Below are 16,235 nucleotides of genomic sequence, written 5' to 3'. Positions count from 1 at the left end.
CCCATAAGCCCAAGGATGAAAGCGAATAGCCTACCTATTATGTTAAAAAACAAACATATAATTGCCGCAATGCTCGTTGCCCCTATCTTAGCCATCATCGCTTACTTCGGTGTAGACCTCGCCGTTAGCGAGAAGCCACATGCTGCAAAAGAAGGGGAATCTTATAAATTGGTGGCCAGCTCAAACTGCCGATATACCAGTGGTATCTGTACGTTAGAAAATGGTGACTTCAAACTAAAACTTCGTTCAGAACAGCTCACAGAAAATGCGTTGGTCATTAAGCTAGTCTCTGATTTTCCTTTGGATGGCGCCAAGATCAGCTTGGTACAACAAGAAGGGAAAAGTGCTACGCCCATCGACATGAGCGTCACGCAAGAAGATAAGAAAGAATGGTTCGTAGATCTTCCAGCCCCTACAACGGCAGAAAGTGAGATTCATTTGGTGGTCAAAGCAGGTGAAACACTCTACTACGGAGAAGCGCCTGCGATATTTGCTGAATACAAAACCCTATTTACGGAAGATAAATAACGTTCGTGCGCGTTGGGCTTTCGCATACAACGCGCAATAACAGTTCAGCACTCGCACTTATTGCCCCAAAAGATAATGTTTGGCAGCGCTCACCACCGCTGCCACTCTTCCTTCGTGTTCTTGCTCTGAAAGCCAAAAAGTCACATCAACCCAGCCATCAGTACTCATCATCGCTAACTCCGCGAACTGGATATCAGCCGTCAATGGATCCCACGCGCCATCAGCACGAATAAGGCCAACTTCAGTATCTAACCTAGGTATAGAGAATGCTTCCATGTCAGCTCACTTTTTGTTGAAGAAGAGTTCTTAGCTTTAAGGGCTTAACGGGTTTGGCGATATAACTAAAGCCCAACTCGCGAATTAACGTTCGCGTATCCATCGTACGATCTGCGGTAATAATCGCGCCGATAAACGCATCATCACCCAGTATTTCTCTGCAGCGCTGCAACACATCTATTCCCGTTAGCGACGGGGCAAGATGATAATCACTGAGGATGGCGTCAGGCACGAGGCCTCCGTCCAATAGACTGACAACTTCATCAAGGTCTTCCGCGAGGTCAACGTGGCAGCCCCAGCGAGTCAGCAAGCTTTCCATACCGGACAAGATGTCTCTCTCATTATCCACACAGAGCACACGAACCCCAGCGAGTGGTTCATCAATTTTCACCGATTCTTCAGCCACAACCCCAGTGTTACAATACTGAGGCACTGCACTGTCACATTGCGCAGTGATTGAAAACACCGTTCCTTCTCCCGGCCAAGATCGCAGGCCCAACGGTTGATTAAGAATCCGACTAATCCCTCGCGCGATGGCCAGCCCAAGCCCTAACCCTAATTCAGCCCCTTTGCGGTCAATGCGCGTAAATTCATTGAAGATATCTTGCTGGCGATCTTCGGGAATACCCAATCCGTTGTCCCACACTTCTATGCGACATTGTGAGCCTTGGCGGCGCACACCGAGTAAAACGCGGCCATCGGGGTTATAGCGAAAGGCATTGGTGAGGAAGTTTTGCAGTACTCTTCGCAGTAAGCGTCGGTCTGATCGGATCCACAAGCCAGTGTGCTGCACGCGAAAATCCACGCCCTGCTGACGGGCGATCATGCCAAACTCTGCGGCAAGGGTAGAAAACACCTCATCGAGTTGAAAGTGGGTGACCTTGGCTTTCATCTTGCCCGACTCTAGGCGGGAAATATCCAATAAATCACCAATCAAATCTTCGGCTGCGCCCAAAGCGCTCTCAATGTGAGATGAAGTTTTTTGCACATCTTTATCTTGCGCCATTTCACTGAGTGACGACGCAAACAGGCGCGCCGCATTCATCGGCTGCATCAAATCGTGGCTTACCGCCGCAAGCAGACGACTTTTTGATTGGGAAGCTTGTTCCGCTTTTGCCGTCGCGCTGATAAGGCGTCGGTTTAGTGATTCCAGCGCTTGAGTACGTTCTACAACCCGCGCTTCCAAGGTTTCATTGGACTGTTTCAACGCTTCTTCCGCATCACGGAACGCTGTGATATCCGTAAAACTCATCACAAATCCACCGCCGGGCATCGGGTTACCCTGCACTTCGATCACTCGACCATCAGGATGAACGCGCGATGACGTATGCGAGGAGCCTTGGCGAAGGTAAGAGACTCGCTTTTTTATATGATCTTCAATCTCGCCCGGGCCACACAGCCCACGCTCTGCGTTATAACGCACCACGTCCGCAATCGGCCTGCCCACTTGAATCAAATCCGGCGGGAAGTTGAATAGCTCCACGTATCTTTGGTTCCACGCCACCAGCCTCAACTGCTTATCAACCACTGAGATGCCTTGGCTGATGTGCTCGATCGCGCCTTGCAATAAGCCACGACTGAAATCAAACAGCTCTGACGCTTCATCAACAATGGTGGCGATTTCTTCTAGCTGCATGTTGCGACCTTGCAGCGCCGAGGTCAGTACGAGCTTGGCCGATGACGCACCAAACACCCCAGCTAACACGCGCTCGGTGTGACGAATCAGCGCTGCACTGGCTTGCTGTTGTGGCAGTAGCACTTCACCGCGTTGTTCACCAAAAGCGCGGAAGGTTTGACGCATGCGAGTGCGGCCAACGAAACGCGCAGCCAGCATCTCAAGTTCGGCCACTGTCACGCGGCTTTGATACAAGCTCGAATCGTCACCTTCAGGTAATGGCGTTCCCACAAAGCTTGCGGCTTGCAGACGTTCACTCAACGACGGGCGCGTGGCCATCGAGACCACCACAAAGCAAGATGTGTTCACCATCAAGCTCAATACCATGCCCCAATCCACCGGACTCAATGATCGGAAAAACGGAATATCTGGCGGCGCTAATAGCCACAACACAATGTTGGTATTGGCGTCTCCAGCGAGCATGCCGGTTTGCATCATCAGGGTCATAATCCACACGATAAACCCAGAGAGTAATCCTGCATAAACGCCTTTCTTATTGGCTTGTCGCCAGTAGATACCCGCCACTAAAGGCGGTGCGAATTGCGCTATCGCCGCGAAAGAAAGGAAGCCTATCGCAGACAACGACGGCACTTCGAGGATCAGTTGATAAAAGCCCCATGCCGCGATGAGCAGCAAGAAAATCAGCGCGCGGCGCACATTGAGCAATAAGCCAGAGAATTGCGTAAAGTTACGGTTAGACACACGCATTCTGCGCAACAACTGCGGCAAGACAAGATCGTTCGACACCATGATCGCCAGCGCGATGGTGGATACAATCACCATGCCACTCGCCGCCGATGCGCCACCTAAAAACGCCAGCAACGCGATGCCTTCGTTACCCATTGAAAGCGGCAATTGGATAACATGGGTTTCAGCTGACAAATGCGGCAAGAATATCTGCCCTGCATAAGCCAGCGGCAGTACAAACAGACCCATTAATACTAAGTAGGACGGAAACACCCATCGCGCCGTGTGCAAATCTTGGGCGCGGGCATTCTCAACAACCATGGTATGAAATTGGCGCGGTAAACAAATAATCGCCGCCATGGTGAGCAAAGTATGCACCAGCAACGCCCCCCACTCAGGCTCACCGATGAGGTTGGTTTCTTTTAAGCTGGGCAAAGGGCCGGGGGCGTCAAATAGTAAAAAGACCGCGAAAACACCGACCACCAAAAACGCGACAAGCTTGACGATAGACTCAAACGCCACCGCCATCATCATGCCTCTATGATGCTCCGTTGAATCAATATGTCGCGTACCAAACAGCACGGTAAACATCGCCAACGACATACACACGAGCCAAGCAATCTGCCCTTGGTTCAAGCCAGCGCTTTTCCCAATATCCGGCGCGATGACATCTAACCCCATGGTGATCCCACGGAGCTGTAACGCGATATACGGTAAGATCCCCAACACGGCGATCACCGTGACCATCACCGCCAACCCCTGCGATTTTCCATAACGCGCAGCAATAAAGTCGGCAATAGAGGTGATGTGTTCACGCTTGGCGATCAGGATAATTCGAGCGAGAAAACGCCACCCTATGGTGAACACCAATATCGGAGCAAGATAGATGGGAAGGAAGGACCAGGGCTGGCTAGATGCTTGCCCTACCGTGCCGAAAAAGGTCCACGAAGTACAATAGACCGCAATCGATAGGCTATATATCCACGGACGCCAGCCGCGTAACCAACGTGGTCGACTATCGCCATACCACGCAATTAAAAACAAAACGCCAAGGTACGCCAGTGCCACTGGCACCACTATCCATCCAGCCGACATAATTCCTTCCATGACATGCGGTTATCAATTGCTTATTTACCACGGCAGGTAAAGCGCAACAACGTGCATGCTGAATGCCGTGAGCCACCTCTCCCTGACGCAACACGGCATCTAAAGTTCATTCATTGTTGACGTATTTTTGGCGCACCTAAAGAGAGGAACAATACCGGCACACCTAACAGAGCCATGATGTAGAAGCTGTCACCACTCCACAGCGAATAAAACTCACCGCTGATCACCGTTAGCACCGCCATAACGCCGCCTAATGGCAGTGCACTGTAAAGTGCCTGTAACGCCATCACCTTCTCAGGCACTTGTTGTTGGATATACCGCATCGCCGCAAGGTGTGCGACACCAAACGTCACGCCGTGCAGCGACTGCGCAATCACCAGAACGCTCAATTCTGTCGACCACCCTGTAAGCAACCAACGCACAATCACCGCAAGCGCAGCCAGTCGAAATAACGATTGCACCGACCAATGTCCAAACAAGCGCGCGCTGAATGCAAACATCAACACTTCTACCGCAACACCCAAACTCCACAAATAGCCTACCCACAGATCTGACACGCCAGATTGCGTCCAATGGAGCGCGCTAAATGCATAGTAAGTGGCATGACTGCCCTGAATCAGGGAGACAATCAAAAAGAAAACCAACACATCGCGGGATTTGAGTACTTGAACGAGGGGCATTCTGACTGGCGAAGAGAGCGCTTCGTTCTCAGGTAACGGGGTCGGTGACACCAAACTCCAACACCAAGAAACAAACAAGGCACCAGCGGCCAGAGGAACGATAATAGAAGGCCCGAACGTATCGATCATACTGCCCGTGATGGTCGAACCCACCACAAAGGCGAGCGATCCCCACAACCGAGCTTTTCCATAATCCACCAACTTGCGGCGATGATAATGATTCGCTAAGGCATCCGAAACAGGAATCGTGGGTCCAATCACCGCGTTGATCATCACTGATAGCGCCGTTAGCCAAAGCACATTCGGCGTCGCGATCAAATGCAGAAAACCAATAAGCGTCGCCAGAAGCGCCAGACCACGCACTGCGGGAAGTAAATGTTCGGGCAAGTGAAAACGAGGGGTGACGGTCAGGTTGACGACAAAACGCGTCATGATGCCAGCACCAAGCACGATGCCAATATCATCAGGAGAAAGCCCTAGCCAAGCAAGCCACACTGACCAAAAAGGCAGATACACGCCAAAGGCAAAAAAGAAGGTCCCGTAATACATCGACAACCAATGAAATGGTGAGGGACGAAGACGTTTCAAACTGGTGGATCCTTCTACCAAGGTTGAACCCCTTGCTTGCCGAAGCGGAGACTTCAGATGGCGCAGAGTTGAGAGTTAGAATTCTGACAGCGAATGCGAAAAACTGATAGCGCAAAAATACAACAAGGGTTCATATACCCAAACAACTGAAGATGCCGTATTCAGGTTGTTTGGGCATAGACTAAAGTCGGCTGGCAAGCGTCCAAGCGGTGAGACACACTGAAACTATACGCTGTGTGCCGTATTTACTATGCAAAAGGAGTTGCCATGCCAGAGCCCTTTGATACGTCTTCTCCGCCGTTTGATCGCCTTGATAGCAAACAGGCGCATACCTTGCTGTCGGCACTCGACGTAGCCTATTACCGTCGCGGTGACACTTTGGTAGAGAAAGGCTATCAAAACAGCGCCTTAAACATCGTGATCAAAGGGCGAGTGCAAGAACTGAACCCCGACACCAAAGAAGTGCAAGCACAGTACATCAAAGATGATTTGTTTGATGCCCGTGCACTTTTGCTTGGGCATTCGCACCACAGCTATCGCGCTGTCGAAGACACCTTGTGCTACGTGCTGCCAAAAGCCGTTTTCGTTGCCCTTTATGAAGAAAATCAGGCCTTCGCTGATTACTTCAATACCAGTTTCAGTCAGCGAAAACGTCTGTTAGAAAAAGCGCAACAACAGCAGAACTTAGCAGAGTTCATCTTAACCCAAGTTGACGACAGCAATATTCAGCCCATTCTTACCCTCGATCACGACACATCGATTCATGACGCCACACACATCTTGCGCAAACAACGTCAAGACTGCGCATTGGTGGCGATGAAAAGTGGCACAAACGACATAGGGATCATCACGCGTACCAATCTGTTGCATGCATTAGTCGAAGATGGCGTTTCGCAAGCTCATCCTATTGGCGATGTCGCCACTGTCCCCGTGATCAGTGTTGAGATCGGAGATTTTCTCTTTAATGTGATGATATTGATGACCCGAGATCGGGTGAAGCGCGTTCGCGTCACGCACAATGGCGACACCGTGGGCATGCTCGATATGACGCAAGTTTTGAGCTTGTTCTCAACACACTCCCACGTGCTCACCCTGCAAATTAATCGCGCTCACACCATCGAAGAACTGGCACTTGCCGCCAACAACCAACAACAGTTGGTGGCATCACTCACCAACAACGGCATTCACACCCAGTTCGTGATGGAGCTGATTTCCGCGGTTAACGAACAAATTATTGAAAAAGCCTTTCGTCTAACTATGCCAAAGGCCTTCCATGACAAGTGCTGTTTGTTTGTGATGGGCTCAGAAGGGCGCGGAGAGCAGATACTAAAAACCGACCAAGACAATGGTCTGATTCTGGCCGACGACGCCGATTGGCCGGATGTTCAACATTACATGGGGCGCTTTAGCGAAGTGTTGAGCCGACTGGGTTATCCCCCCTGCCCTGGTAATGTCATGGTCAGCAATCCGCGCTGGGTAAAAACGCAGTCAGAGTGGAAAAATGAGATGCTCGCATTGTGCAAGATTTCAGACGAAAGAAGCCTCATGGACCTCGCCATTATTGCTGACAGCCATGCAGTGGCAGGCAATAAAAGCCTATTGGACCCCGTTTCCGATCTGCTTCGAAGCACGCTAAAAGGCAACATGCTCACCCTCAACACTTTTGTTCGCCCCTGTCTCGCGTTTCGAGTTCCTCTGACATTATTTGGCAGCCTGAAAACCGACAAAGAAGGGTTGGATGTCAAAAAAGGCGGGATCTTCCCACTCGTCCATGGCGTTCGAACCCTCGCGTTGGAAAAAGGGATCAGCGAAACCAACACTTTCGACCGTCTCAACGCACTGGTGGAATGCCACGCGCTTGAACAAGAAACCGCTAACAACCTCGCCGAAGCGTTGAAATTGTTCGTTAAAACCCGATTGGTTCAACAACTCGACAACGACGCTACAACTGGCAACCAACTCGATGTCACGCGCCTACCCCGCACTGAGCGCGATCTGCTGCGAGACTGCTTGAGTGTGGTCAAGAAGTTCAAAGAACGGCTCGCGTCTCACTACCAAGTGAGGGACTAGCATGAACGTGTTGTCGCGGTATTGGCACCAGTACAAGTGGCGAAACACCCCGTATGCACCGCTCTTTGTGTCACCGACACATCAAGAGTTGGTCGCACTCGATTGCGAAACCACCAGCCTCGACCCATACAAAGCCGAGCTAGTGACCATTGCCGCGACAAAAATACGCAACAACACTGTGCTCACCAGCGAGCCACTGACTCTCACACTGCGTGCGCCGTCATCGCTCAACGCCCAATCGGTCAAAATTCATGGTATTCGCCATCAAGATCTCAACGATGGACTAACGGAAAAAGATGCCATGCAGCAACTGGTCGATTTCATCGGAAATCGGCCCATCGTCGGGTATTACATTCACTACGACAAAGCCATACTTGATCGCTACGCCAAACGGCTATTGGGGTTCAAACTGCCTAACACCACTATTGAGGTAAGTGACATTTACCGCAAAAAGCTCGAACACATACTTCCCAACGCAGATTACGATTTGAGTATGGAGGCAATAGGACACAACTTGGATTTACCACTGTCTGGTCGACATGATGCACTTCAGGATGCGGTCAGCGCAGCCTTGATATACGTGCGTTTAAAGTACGGTGACGTACCAGTACCCAGATCATATTGAACAAAACGCAACTAGGTGCATTCAAGTGAGATCAAGGCCTCATTGTAAGGCTCGTCAGTTCACAAATATCAGAGAAAATGGACACGTCATCCTAAAGTCTAATTGTCGAGAACCTTCATCTGACCGACCTTAATGTAAAACAAGACCACAATACCGTACCCTATTCTTATATGACGTGGTCGAAAAATCAGGATGCCAGACAGCATCACGCAGGAACACAAGGAGAAAGATAATGAGTGAGGTTCACCTGCACCCGGTAATGCCGGAGATTGAAGCAAACGCGCACGTAAACAACGATGGCTACCGTGAGATGTATCAGCAATCTGTTGTGAACCCAGAAGGATTCTGGCGCGAACACGGCAAGATCGTTGATTGGATCAAACCGTACACCAAGGTGAAACACACCTCTTTTGACACCGGCCACGTCGACATCAAGTGGTTCGAAGACGGCACTCTCAATGTTTCTGCCAACTGTATTGACCGCCACCTTGCAACCAAAGGCGACCAAGTCGCGTTAATTTGGGAAGGTGACGACCCAGCTGATGACAAATCACTGACCTACAACGAACTGCACACTGAAGTGTGTAAGTTTTCCAACGCATTGAAAAGCCAAGGCGTACGTAAAGGCGACGTGGTTTGCCTATACATGCCAATGGTACTTGAAGCGGCGATTGCCATGCTGGCATGTACCCGCATTGGTGCGGTTCACACCATCGTATTCGGTGGTTTCTCGCCAGATGCACTGGCTGGGCGCATTGTCGATTCCAATGCAAAAGTGGTTATCACTGCCGATGAAGGCGTTCGTGGTGGCCGCGCTGTTCCTCTGAAACAAAATGTTGATGCTGCGCTAGCAAATCCAGCCGTCACCTGTGTAGAAAAAGTGGTTGTTTATCAGCGCACAGGCAACACGGTTGAGTGGCATTCCGATCGCGATGTGTGGTGGCATGAAGCAACCGCTGTCGTCTCAGACAACTGTGAGCCAGAAGAAATGAACGCAGAAGATCCGCTGTTCATTCTCTACACGTCAGGCTCAACAGGCACGCCAAAAGGCGTGCTGCACACCACGGGTGGCTACTTGGTTTACGCCACCATGACCTTCAAATACGTGTTCGATTACCAAGAAGGCGAAGTCTTCTGGTGTACGGCGGATGTGGGTTGGATCACCGGTCACAGCTACCTCATTTACGGACCGTTAGCGAACGGCGCAAAAACAATCCTGTTCGAAGGTGTACCTAACTACCCGTCAACGGCGCGCATGAGCGAAGTCGTTGATAAGCACCAAGTGAACATTCTGTACACCGCACCAACCGCAATCCGTGCATTGATGGCAAAAGGCAACGAAGCCGTTGAAGGCACCAAGCGTGATTCTCTGCGTATTATGGGTTCAGTGGGTGAGCCAATTAACCCAGAAGCGTGGGAGTGGTATTACAAGACGATTGGCGATAGCAAATGTCCGATCGTTGATACATGGTGGCAAACTGAAACTGGCGGCATTTTGATTTCACCATTGCCGGGCGCAACAGCGCTAAAACCTGGTTCCGCGACACGTCCGTTCTTCGGTGTTCAACCCGCGCTTGTCGACAACATGGGCAACATCGTCGAAGGCGCAACCGAAGGTAACTTGGTGATGCTAGATTCATGGCCAGGACAAATGCGTACCGTATTTGGTGACCATGAGCGTTTCGAGCAAACCTACTTCTCTACGTTTAAAGGCATGTACTTTACCGGTGACGGTGCGCGTCGCGATGAAGACGGTTACTACTGGATCACAGGTCGTGTCGATGACGTATTGAACGTATCCGGTCACCGTATGGGTACGGCAGAAATCGAATCAGCACTGGTTGCTTTCGATAAGATTGCTGAAGCGGCGATTGTTGGTGTTCCACATGACATCAAAGGTCAGGCTATCTACGCCTACATCACCCTTAATTCTGGTGAAGTGCCAAATGCAGAGCTAACCAAAGAAGTGAAGAACTGGGTGCGTAAGGAAATTGGTCCTATCGCCACACCTGATTTCATCCACTGGACAGAAGCGCTGCCGAAAACACGCTCAGGTAAAATCATGCGCCGTATCCTGCGTAAGATTGCCACTGGCGACACTGGCACCTTGGGTGATACCTCGACGCTGGCTGACCCAGGTGTGGTTGATAAACTGATTGCAGAGAAATCTACGGTCGTTTAAACCCCAACTAACTGAATGAAAGGCCGCATTGCGGCCTTTTCTTTTTCCATGTTTTAAACGGCTAGCCTGTAATCACTTTTAGTCATAGCAACCCCATGCACAATTATTCATGGGAGCGAGATAACACTTTTTATTTCAGGAGTGGTTAAATCGTGAACTACTCTGTCTTAATTCCGGTCATAACCCCGTAATCTAAAGCTCTCATTGTCCTAATATGTCTGATTAGACCAGTATTTTGCTGCCATTTGCGGTGATTTCTCTATAATTGCCAATTAGTGAATGGTCGGAGTGCCATTTTAGAGGCTCTCGCATCACTCTGTGTTGAAAAGCAGAAGTTACGGTCTTTTCGCAACAAGAACAGGAACAAAGCGATCACTATGACGACAAATCGCAAAGTTTTACTACTCAACGGCCCCAACCTCAACATGCTGGGCGTTCGGGAACCTGGGCACTATGGACAGAAAACGTTAGACCAAATTGTCGCCGATCTGACCTCCCTTGCTGCAAACCTCAACCTCCAGCTTGAACATCTTCAGTCAAACGCCGAATACGCGTTGATTGATAGAATTCATCAAGCCATGGGCAATGTTGATTTTATTATTATCAACCCCGCCGCTTTCACACACACAAGCGTCGCGCTTCGCGATGCCATTCTCTCGGTAGGTATCCCGTTTATTGAGGTACACCTATCCAACGTCCACGCACGCGAACCTTTTCGCCACCACTCTTACTTTTCTGATAAAGCAGAAGGGGTGATTTGTGGCTTAGGCGCCGATGGATACGAATTTGCACTGAAGGCAGCGGCACGCCGTCTGCAATCAGACGCCAACTGAACAACAATTTTGAAGAGACTAGACAACATGGATATTCGTAAAATCAAGAAACTGATTGAGCTGGTTGAAGAATCAGGTATCGCTGAACTAGAGATTTCAGAAGGTGAAGAATCAGTGCGCATCAGCCGTGCAATTGCACCTGTTGCAGCTCCAGTACAATATGCAGCGGCGCCAGTTCAAGCACCTGTAGCACCTGCACCAGCGGCGGCGGCTCCTGTAGCAGCTCCTGTAGCAGCTCCAGTTGAAGCTGCACCAGCAGAAGTCTCTGGCCACAAAGTTCTTTCGCCAATGGTAGGTACGTTCTACCGTTCGCCAAGCCCAGAAGCGAGCTCGTTTGTTGAAGTCGGTCAATCAGTCAACGTTGGCGATACCCTTTGTATTGTTGAAGCGATGAAAATGATGAACCAGATCCAATCGGATAAAGCCGGTGTGGTGAAAGCGATTTTGTGTCAAGACGGCCAAATCGTTGAGTTTGATGAGCCACTGATCATCATCGAGTAATCGAGGACAGTTATGTTAGATAAAATTGTCATCGCTAACCGCGGTGAGATCGCGCTTCGTATCCTGCGTGCATGTAAAGAGCTTGGCATCAAAACCGTTGCCGTTCACTCTACCGCTGACCGCGATCTGAAGCACGTGTTGCTGGCAGACGAGTCGATTTGTATCGGCCCTGCATCAAGTGTTGAAAGTTACCTGAATATTCCGCGCATCATCAGTGCAGCAGAAGTCACTGGCGCTGTGGCTATCCACCCAGGCTACGGTTTCCTGTCTGAGAATGCGGATTTCGCAGAACAAGTCGAGCAATCTGGCTTTATCTTCGTTGGCCCTCGCGCTGAAACCATTCGCATCATGGGCGACAAAGTTGCAGCCATCAATGCGATGAAAAAAGCGGGCGTTCCATGTGTACCGGGTTCAGATGGCCCGTTGGACAACGACGAATCGAAGAACAAAGCCTTTGCCAAGCGCATTGGCTACCCAGTGATCATCAAAGCATCTGGTGGTGGCGGCGGTCGTGGTATGCGCGTCGTTCGCTCAGAAGCTGAACTGATTGAATCAATCGCGATGACTCGCGCAGAAGCCAAAGCAGCGTTCAACAACGACGTGGTTTACATGGAGAAATTCCTAGAAAACCCTCGTCACATTGAAGTGCAAGTATTGGCTGATGGTCAAGGTGGTGCTATTCACCTTGGTGAGCGTGACTGTTCAATGCAGCGTCGTCACCAGAAAGTGGTGGAAGAAGCGCCTGCACCAGGTATCACCGCTGAAATGCGTCGTTATATCGGTGAGCGTTGCTGCCGTGCATGTATTGAAATTGGTTACCGCGGCGCGGGTACATTTGAATTCTTGTATGAAAACGGCGAGTTCTACTTCATTGAAATGAACACCCGTATTCAGGTTGAGCACCCAGTCACTGAAATGGTTACTGGCGTTGACTTGATCAAAGAACAACTGCGCATTGCAGCAGGCCAGCCGCTGTCGTTCACGCAAGATGATATCGTTATTCGTGGCCATGCCATTGAATGTCGTATCAATGCAGAAGACCCAGTACGCTTCCTACCTAGCCCAGGTAAGATTGATCGTTTCCACGCACCTGGCGGTATGGGTGTGCGTTGGGAGTCACACGTGTACTCTGGCTACACCGTGCCTCCACACTACGACTCAATGATTGGTAAGCTGATTTGTTTCGGTGAAAACCGCGATGTTGCCATCGCTCGTATGCGTAATGCATTGAGTGAAACCATCATCGACGGCATCAAGACCAATATCCCGCTTCAGTTGGAAATCATGAAAGATGAAAACTTCCAGCACGGTGGCGCGAACATCCACTATCTGGAAAAGAAATTGGGTATCCATAAGTAATCACGCGTTGCGATGATTGCCCAATCTCTCGAAAGGCTGCAGCAATGCAGCCTTTTCTTTTTGTATCTTTCTTAGCTTAGGAACAGGCACAGCAACTGCACACGCCCCTCGACCTCGACCTAGCAGTTAAGCATTCCCTTTAGCCATTACTCGGCACCAAAATATTCACCCCGCAAACGTTTCTGGCTGCGACTTGTTTGAGAAAAACAGACACGCATCTTAACCCCTGCACCTGACAAGGGATTGGGAGTACAATGTGCCCCTTTTCTTAACACCGTATTGTTGCAAACAGACTCGGGGTACCGCCGTTTCTGTTTTGGAGACGTCTTATGAAGACACTTAGCAGCCGATACCGCCAAGCGCACAAAGAAGCGAAATGGGCTATTGCGCTCGCCATTGCTTACTTTGTTTGGTGGTATGCCTCCGCCTATGGACTTGCCCCTGAAGGCATTGAACAAACACTTCCAACGCTGTATTTCGGCATGCCACTTTGGTTTCTCATGGCATGTGTTATCGGCCCTTTGCTCTTTACCGTACTGTGCGCCTTAATGGTGAAGTACCTCTACAAAGATATGCCTCTCGATATCGAACAGGACACCACCAATGAATAGCCAGTTACTCATTCCCATGGCGTTGTATTTGGTGGCCGTGTTTGCATTGGCGATTTACTCACGCCGAGAAGGCAAAAAGAGCCAAGGCTTTTTGAACGAATACCTGCTCGGTAACCGCAGCATGGGCGGTTTTGTCCTCGCCATGACCTTAGCGGCCACTTACGCCAGCGCCAGTTCATTTATTGGTGGCCCCGGCGCGGCTTACAAAATGGGGTTAGGTTGGGTGTTACTGGCGATGATCCAGCTACCCGCCGCTTGGCTCACTTTGGGTGTGCTTGGCAAAAAGTTCGCCATCGAATCTCGCCGTCACAACGCGCTGACACTGAATGACATGCTCTATGCGCGATACAAAAATCGTGCTGTTGTCGTTTTTGCCTCACTGGCTCTACTACTCGCATTCTTCGGCACCATGGTGGTCCAGTTTGTTGGCGGCGCCCGTTTACTCCAAACGGTCACTGGCCTTTCTTACATGCATGGATTGATGCTGTTTGCTCTGACCGTTGGTATATACACCACCATTGGTGGGTTCCGTGCGGTAGTGATGACCGATACCCTGCAAGGCATCATGATGATCATTGGCACCATCGCGCTGCTGGTTGGCATCGTGCATGCAGGCGGAAGCATCGGTGAAATGATGACTGACCTTCATGCTATCGATCCTGCATTGATCACGCCTTATGGCCCCGATGAATTCCTCTCACAGCCATTCATGCTCAGTTTTTGGGTCTTAGTGTGTTTCGGTGTGATTGGCCTGCCACACGCAGCGGTGCGTTGTATGTCGTATAAATCGAGTGGCTCGCTGCACAAAGGCATGGTGGTGAGTACCGCGATGGTAGCCTTTTTAATGCTGGGGATGCATTTAGCAGGCGCATTAGGCCGCGCCATCGTGCCGGATATCGCCAATCCCGATCAGATCATGCCCACGTTGATGATGACCGTGCTTCCTCCTGTGGTTGCCGGTGTGTTCCTTGCAGGGCCGATGGCAGCAATTATGTCGACCATCGATTCACAATTGATTCAGGCATCCGCGACGCTGCTGAAAGATTTGTACCTGAACTACATCAACCCCAATGCCGAACGCCAGCCTGAAATCGAAAGAAAGCTGCCGACACTCTCTCTTTGGGTAACGGGCATTTTCTCACTGCTGGTGTTTGTTGCTGCCACCAATCCCCCCGACATGATTATCTGGCTCAATTTATTGGCGTTCGGTGGTATGCAAGCAGTGTTCCTTTGGCCTCTTGTTTTGGGTTTGTACTGGAAGAAGGCCACTGCCGCAGGTGCGATGGCTTCCATGCTCACGGGGCTAGGTAGCTACGCTGCGTTGTCGACCTTCAAGCCCGATATGAGTGGCATTCATGCCATTGTACCGGCCTTGAGTATCAGCCTTGTGGCATTCATTACCGTCAGCACATTCCAGCACCTTCGCCGCCAACCCGTCGCAAACGCTTAATACTTATCTCACTAGACTCTCGGACAGCCTTGGCTGTCCGTTTTTTTACATTTTCTCACTCATACGCTTCTACGTGCCTATGCGAGCTGACTACTTTTTATGCTAGACTCCGCCCCCTAAAACCGTAGTGAAACGAAAAAAGTGAATTAACCATGCCTTGGATTCAAATCAAACTGAACGCAACAGCGGAAACCGCAGAACCAATCGGCGATATGCTGATGGACGACGCAGGTGCCCTGTCAGTGACTTTCCTTGATGCTAAAGACACACCTGTCTTCGAACCTATGCCAGGTGAAACCCGCCTGTGGGGTGAAACAGACATCGTGGCACTTTACGATGCAGAAACTGACATGGATGCGGTGATGAGCATACTGAAAGCAAGCCCGCTGCTTGTTGAAGGTTTCGCACATAAAATCGAACAATTGGAAGACAAAGATTGGGAACGTGCTTGGATGGATAACTTCAAGCCAATGCGTTTTGGTCAGCGCCTATGGGTTTGCCCAAGCTGGTGCGACGCACCCGATCCTGATGCCGTGAACATCATGCTGGATCCTGGCCTTGCGTTTGGTACTGGCACACACCCAACCACCTCTCTTTGCTTAGAGTGGCTAGACGGTCTCGACCTTAATGGTAAAACCGTGATCGATTTCGGTTGTGGTTCAGGCATCCTTTCCCTAGCCGCCTTGCTGTTAGGCGCAGAGAAAGTGATCGGTATCGATATCGACCCACAAGCACTGCAAGCTTCAAAAGCCAACGCAGAGCGCAATGGCGTGGATGATCGTCTTGAGCTTTACTTGCCAAAAGATCAGCCAGAAAACCTGCAAGCGGAAATCGTGGTTGCAAACATTCTTGCAGGCCCACTTCGCGAGCTATCTCCTGTGATCAAAAGCCTGATGATGCCAAACGGTAAATTGGCGATGTCAGGTGTTCTCGAGGCGCAAGCAGAGTCTGTTGCCGATTGTTATCGCGACGAACTGACCGTTGATGACATCATTGTGAAAGAAGAATGGTGTCGTATTACGGGCCAGAAAGCCTAACCCAGTGATAATTGAACAAATTTTGT

Annotated in this window: 13 protein-coding genes; 10 read left to right on the top strand and 3 right to left on the bottom strand. The window is 50.3% G+C overall.

Annotation, left to right across the window (positions count from 1 at the left end):
- Positions 1-39 precede the first annotated feature (39 nt).
- Positions 40-528 (top strand): hypothetical protein, encoded by a 489-nt coding sequence (locus tag Q365_RS0117155; RefSeq protein WP_028024500.1) that lies wholly within the window; start codon positions 40-42, stop codon positions 526-528.
- A gap of 57 nt (positions 529-585) precedes the next feature.
- Here Q365_RS0117155 and Q365_RS0117150 read toward each other — a convergent pair whose 3' ends face one another.
- The 3 genes from Q365_RS0117150 to Q365_RS0117140 form a co-directional block, all read right to left on the bottom strand.
- A complete protein-coding gene (locus tag Q365_RS0117150; RefSeq protein WP_028024499.1) occupies positions 586-804 on the bottom strand; it encodes a hypothetical protein in 219 nt (72 codons plus the stop codon).
- 1 nt (position 805) lies between these two features.
- Positions 806-4,261 (bottom strand): PAS domain-containing hybrid sensor histidine kinase/response regulator, encoded by a 3,456-nt coding sequence (locus Q365_RS0117145; protein WP_028024498.1) that lies wholly within the window; start codon positions 4,259-4,261, stop codon positions 806-808.
- A 122-nt stretch (positions 4,262-4,383) separates the two neighbouring features.
- Positions 4,384-5,541 carry a 3-phenylpropionate MFS transporter gene (locus Q365_RS0117140; protein ID WP_155859024.1) on the bottom strand — a complete coding sequence of 386 codons (1,158 nt, stop codon included), beginning with the start codon at positions 5,539-5,541 and terminating at the stop codon, positions 4,384-4,386.
- 267 nt (positions 5,542-5,808) lie between these two features.
- Between Q365_RS0117140 and Q365_RS0117135 the strand changes: the two genes are divergently transcribed.
- The 9 genes from Q365_RS0117135 to prmA all read left to right on the top strand — a co-directional run bounded on the left by Q365_RS0117135 (position 5,809) and on the right by prmA (position 16,209).
- A complete protein-coding gene (locus Q365_RS0117135; RefSeq protein ID WP_028024496.1) occupies positions 5,809-7,611 on the top strand; it encodes a DUF294 nucleotidyltransferase-like domain-containing protein in 1,803 nt (600 codons plus the stop codon).
- A 1-nt stretch (position 7,612) separates the two neighbouring features.
- Positions 7,613-8,236, top strand: coding sequence for a 3'-5' exonuclease (locus Q365_RS0117130; protein WP_028024495.1), 624 nt, complete (start codon positions 7,613-7,615; stop codon positions 8,234-8,236).
- Between the two features lie 232 nt (positions 8,237-8,468).
- Positions 8,469-10,418, top strand: a complete 1,950-nt coding sequence (gene acs / locus Q365_RS0117125) for an acetate--CoA ligase (RefSeq protein ID WP_028024494.1) — start codon at positions 8,469-8,471, stop codon at positions 10,416-10,418.
- A 377-nt stretch (positions 10,419-10,795) separates the two neighbouring features.
- Positions 10,796-11,251: a type II 3-dehydroquinate dehydratase gene (gene aroQ / locus Q365_RS0117120; protein ID WP_028024493.1), complete on the top strand. Its 456-nt coding sequence runs from the start codon at positions 10,796-10,798 to the stop codon at positions 11,249-11,251.
- 27 nt (positions 11,252-11,278) lie between these two features.
- Positions 11,279-11,752: an acetyl-CoA carboxylase biotin carboxyl carrier protein gene (accB, locus tag Q365_RS0117115; RefSeq protein WP_028024492.1), complete on the top strand. Its 474-nt coding sequence runs from the start codon at positions 11,279-11,281 to the stop codon at positions 11,750-11,752.
- 12 nt (positions 11,753-11,764) lie between these two features.
- On the top strand, positions 11,765-13,111 hold the full coding sequence (gene accC, locus Q365_RS0117110) for an acetyl-CoA carboxylase biotin carboxylase subunit (RefSeq protein ID WP_028024491.1): 1,347 nt from the start codon (positions 11,765-11,767) through the stop codon (positions 13,109-13,111).
- A 329-nt stretch (positions 13,112-13,440) separates the two neighbouring features.
- Positions 13,441-13,722: a YhdT family protein gene (locus Q365_RS0117105; protein WP_028024490.1), complete on the top strand. Its 282-nt coding sequence runs from the start codon at positions 13,441-13,443 to the stop codon at positions 13,720-13,722.
- Complete coding sequence (panF, locus tag Q365_RS0117100) at positions 13,715-15,172, top strand: sodium/pantothenate symporter (RefSeq protein WP_028024489.1); 1,458 nt, start codon at positions 13,715-13,717, stop codon at positions 15,170-15,172. The genes Q365_RS0117105 and panF overlap by 8 nt, the downstream gene beginning before the upstream one ends.
- A gap of 152 nt (positions 15,173-15,324) precedes the next feature.
- Entirely contained in the window at positions 15,325-16,209 is an 885-nt protein-coding gene (gene prmA / locus Q365_RS0117095) for a 50S ribosomal protein L11 methyltransferase (RefSeq protein ID WP_028024488.1), read from the top strand.
- Positions 16,210-16,235 lie beyond the last annotated feature (26 nt).

The sequence above is a fragment of the Enterovibrio calviensis DSM 14347 genome (assembly GCF_000621165.1).
Taxonomy (GTDB): Bacteria; Pseudomonadota; Gammaproteobacteria; order Enterobacterales; family Vibrionaceae; genus Enterovibrio; species Enterovibrio calviensis.
This window is presented reverse-complemented; position numbering and strand designations above follow the sequence as displayed.

Bases quoted from the DNA above. Each gene is read 5' to 3' on its own strand.
- Q365_RS0117155 (WP_028024500.1), top strand. From the start codon at position 40: ATGTTAAAAAACAAACATATAATTGCCGCAATGCTCGTTGCCCCTATC.
- Q365_RS0117150 (WP_028024499.1), bottom strand. From the start codon at position 804: ATGGAAGCATTCTCTATACCTAGGTTAGATACTGAAGTTGGCCTTATT.
- Q365_RS0117145 (WP_028024498.1), bottom strand. From the start codon at position 4,261: ATGTCGGCTGGATGGATAGTGGTGCCAGTGGCACTGGCGTACCTTGGC.
- Q365_RS0117135 (WP_028024496.1), top strand. From the start codon at position 5,809: ATGCCAGAGCCCTTTGATACGTCTTCTCCGCCGTTTGATCGCCTTGAT.
- Q365_RS0117130 (WP_028024495.1), top strand. From the start codon at position 7,613: ATGAACGTGTTGTCGCGGTATTGGCACCAGTACAAGTGGCGAAACACC.
- acs (WP_028024494.1), top strand. From the start codon at position 8,469: ATGAGTGAGGTTCACCTGCACCCGGTAATGCCGGAGATTGAAGCAAAC.
- aroQ (WP_028024493.1), top strand. From the start codon at position 10,796: ATGACGACAAATCGCAAAGTTTTACTACTCAACGGCCCCAACCTCAAC.
- accB (WP_028024492.1), top strand. From the start codon at position 11,279: ATGGATATTCGTAAAATCAAGAAACTGATTGAGCTGGTTGAAGAATCA.
- accC (WP_028024491.1), top strand. From the start codon at position 11,765: ATGTTAGATAAAATTGTCATCGCTAACCGCGGTGAGATCGCGCTTCGT.
- Q365_RS0117105 (WP_028024490.1), top strand. From the start codon at position 13,441: ATGAAGACACTTAGCAGCCGATACCGCCAAGCGCACAAAGAAGCGAAA.
- panF (WP_028024489.1), top strand. From the start codon at position 13,715: ATGAATAGCCAGTTACTCATTCCCATGGCGTTGTATTTGGTGGCCGTG.
- prmA (WP_028024488.1), top strand. From the start codon at position 15,325: ATGCCTTGGATTCAAATCAAACTGAACGCAACAGCGGAAACCGCAGAA.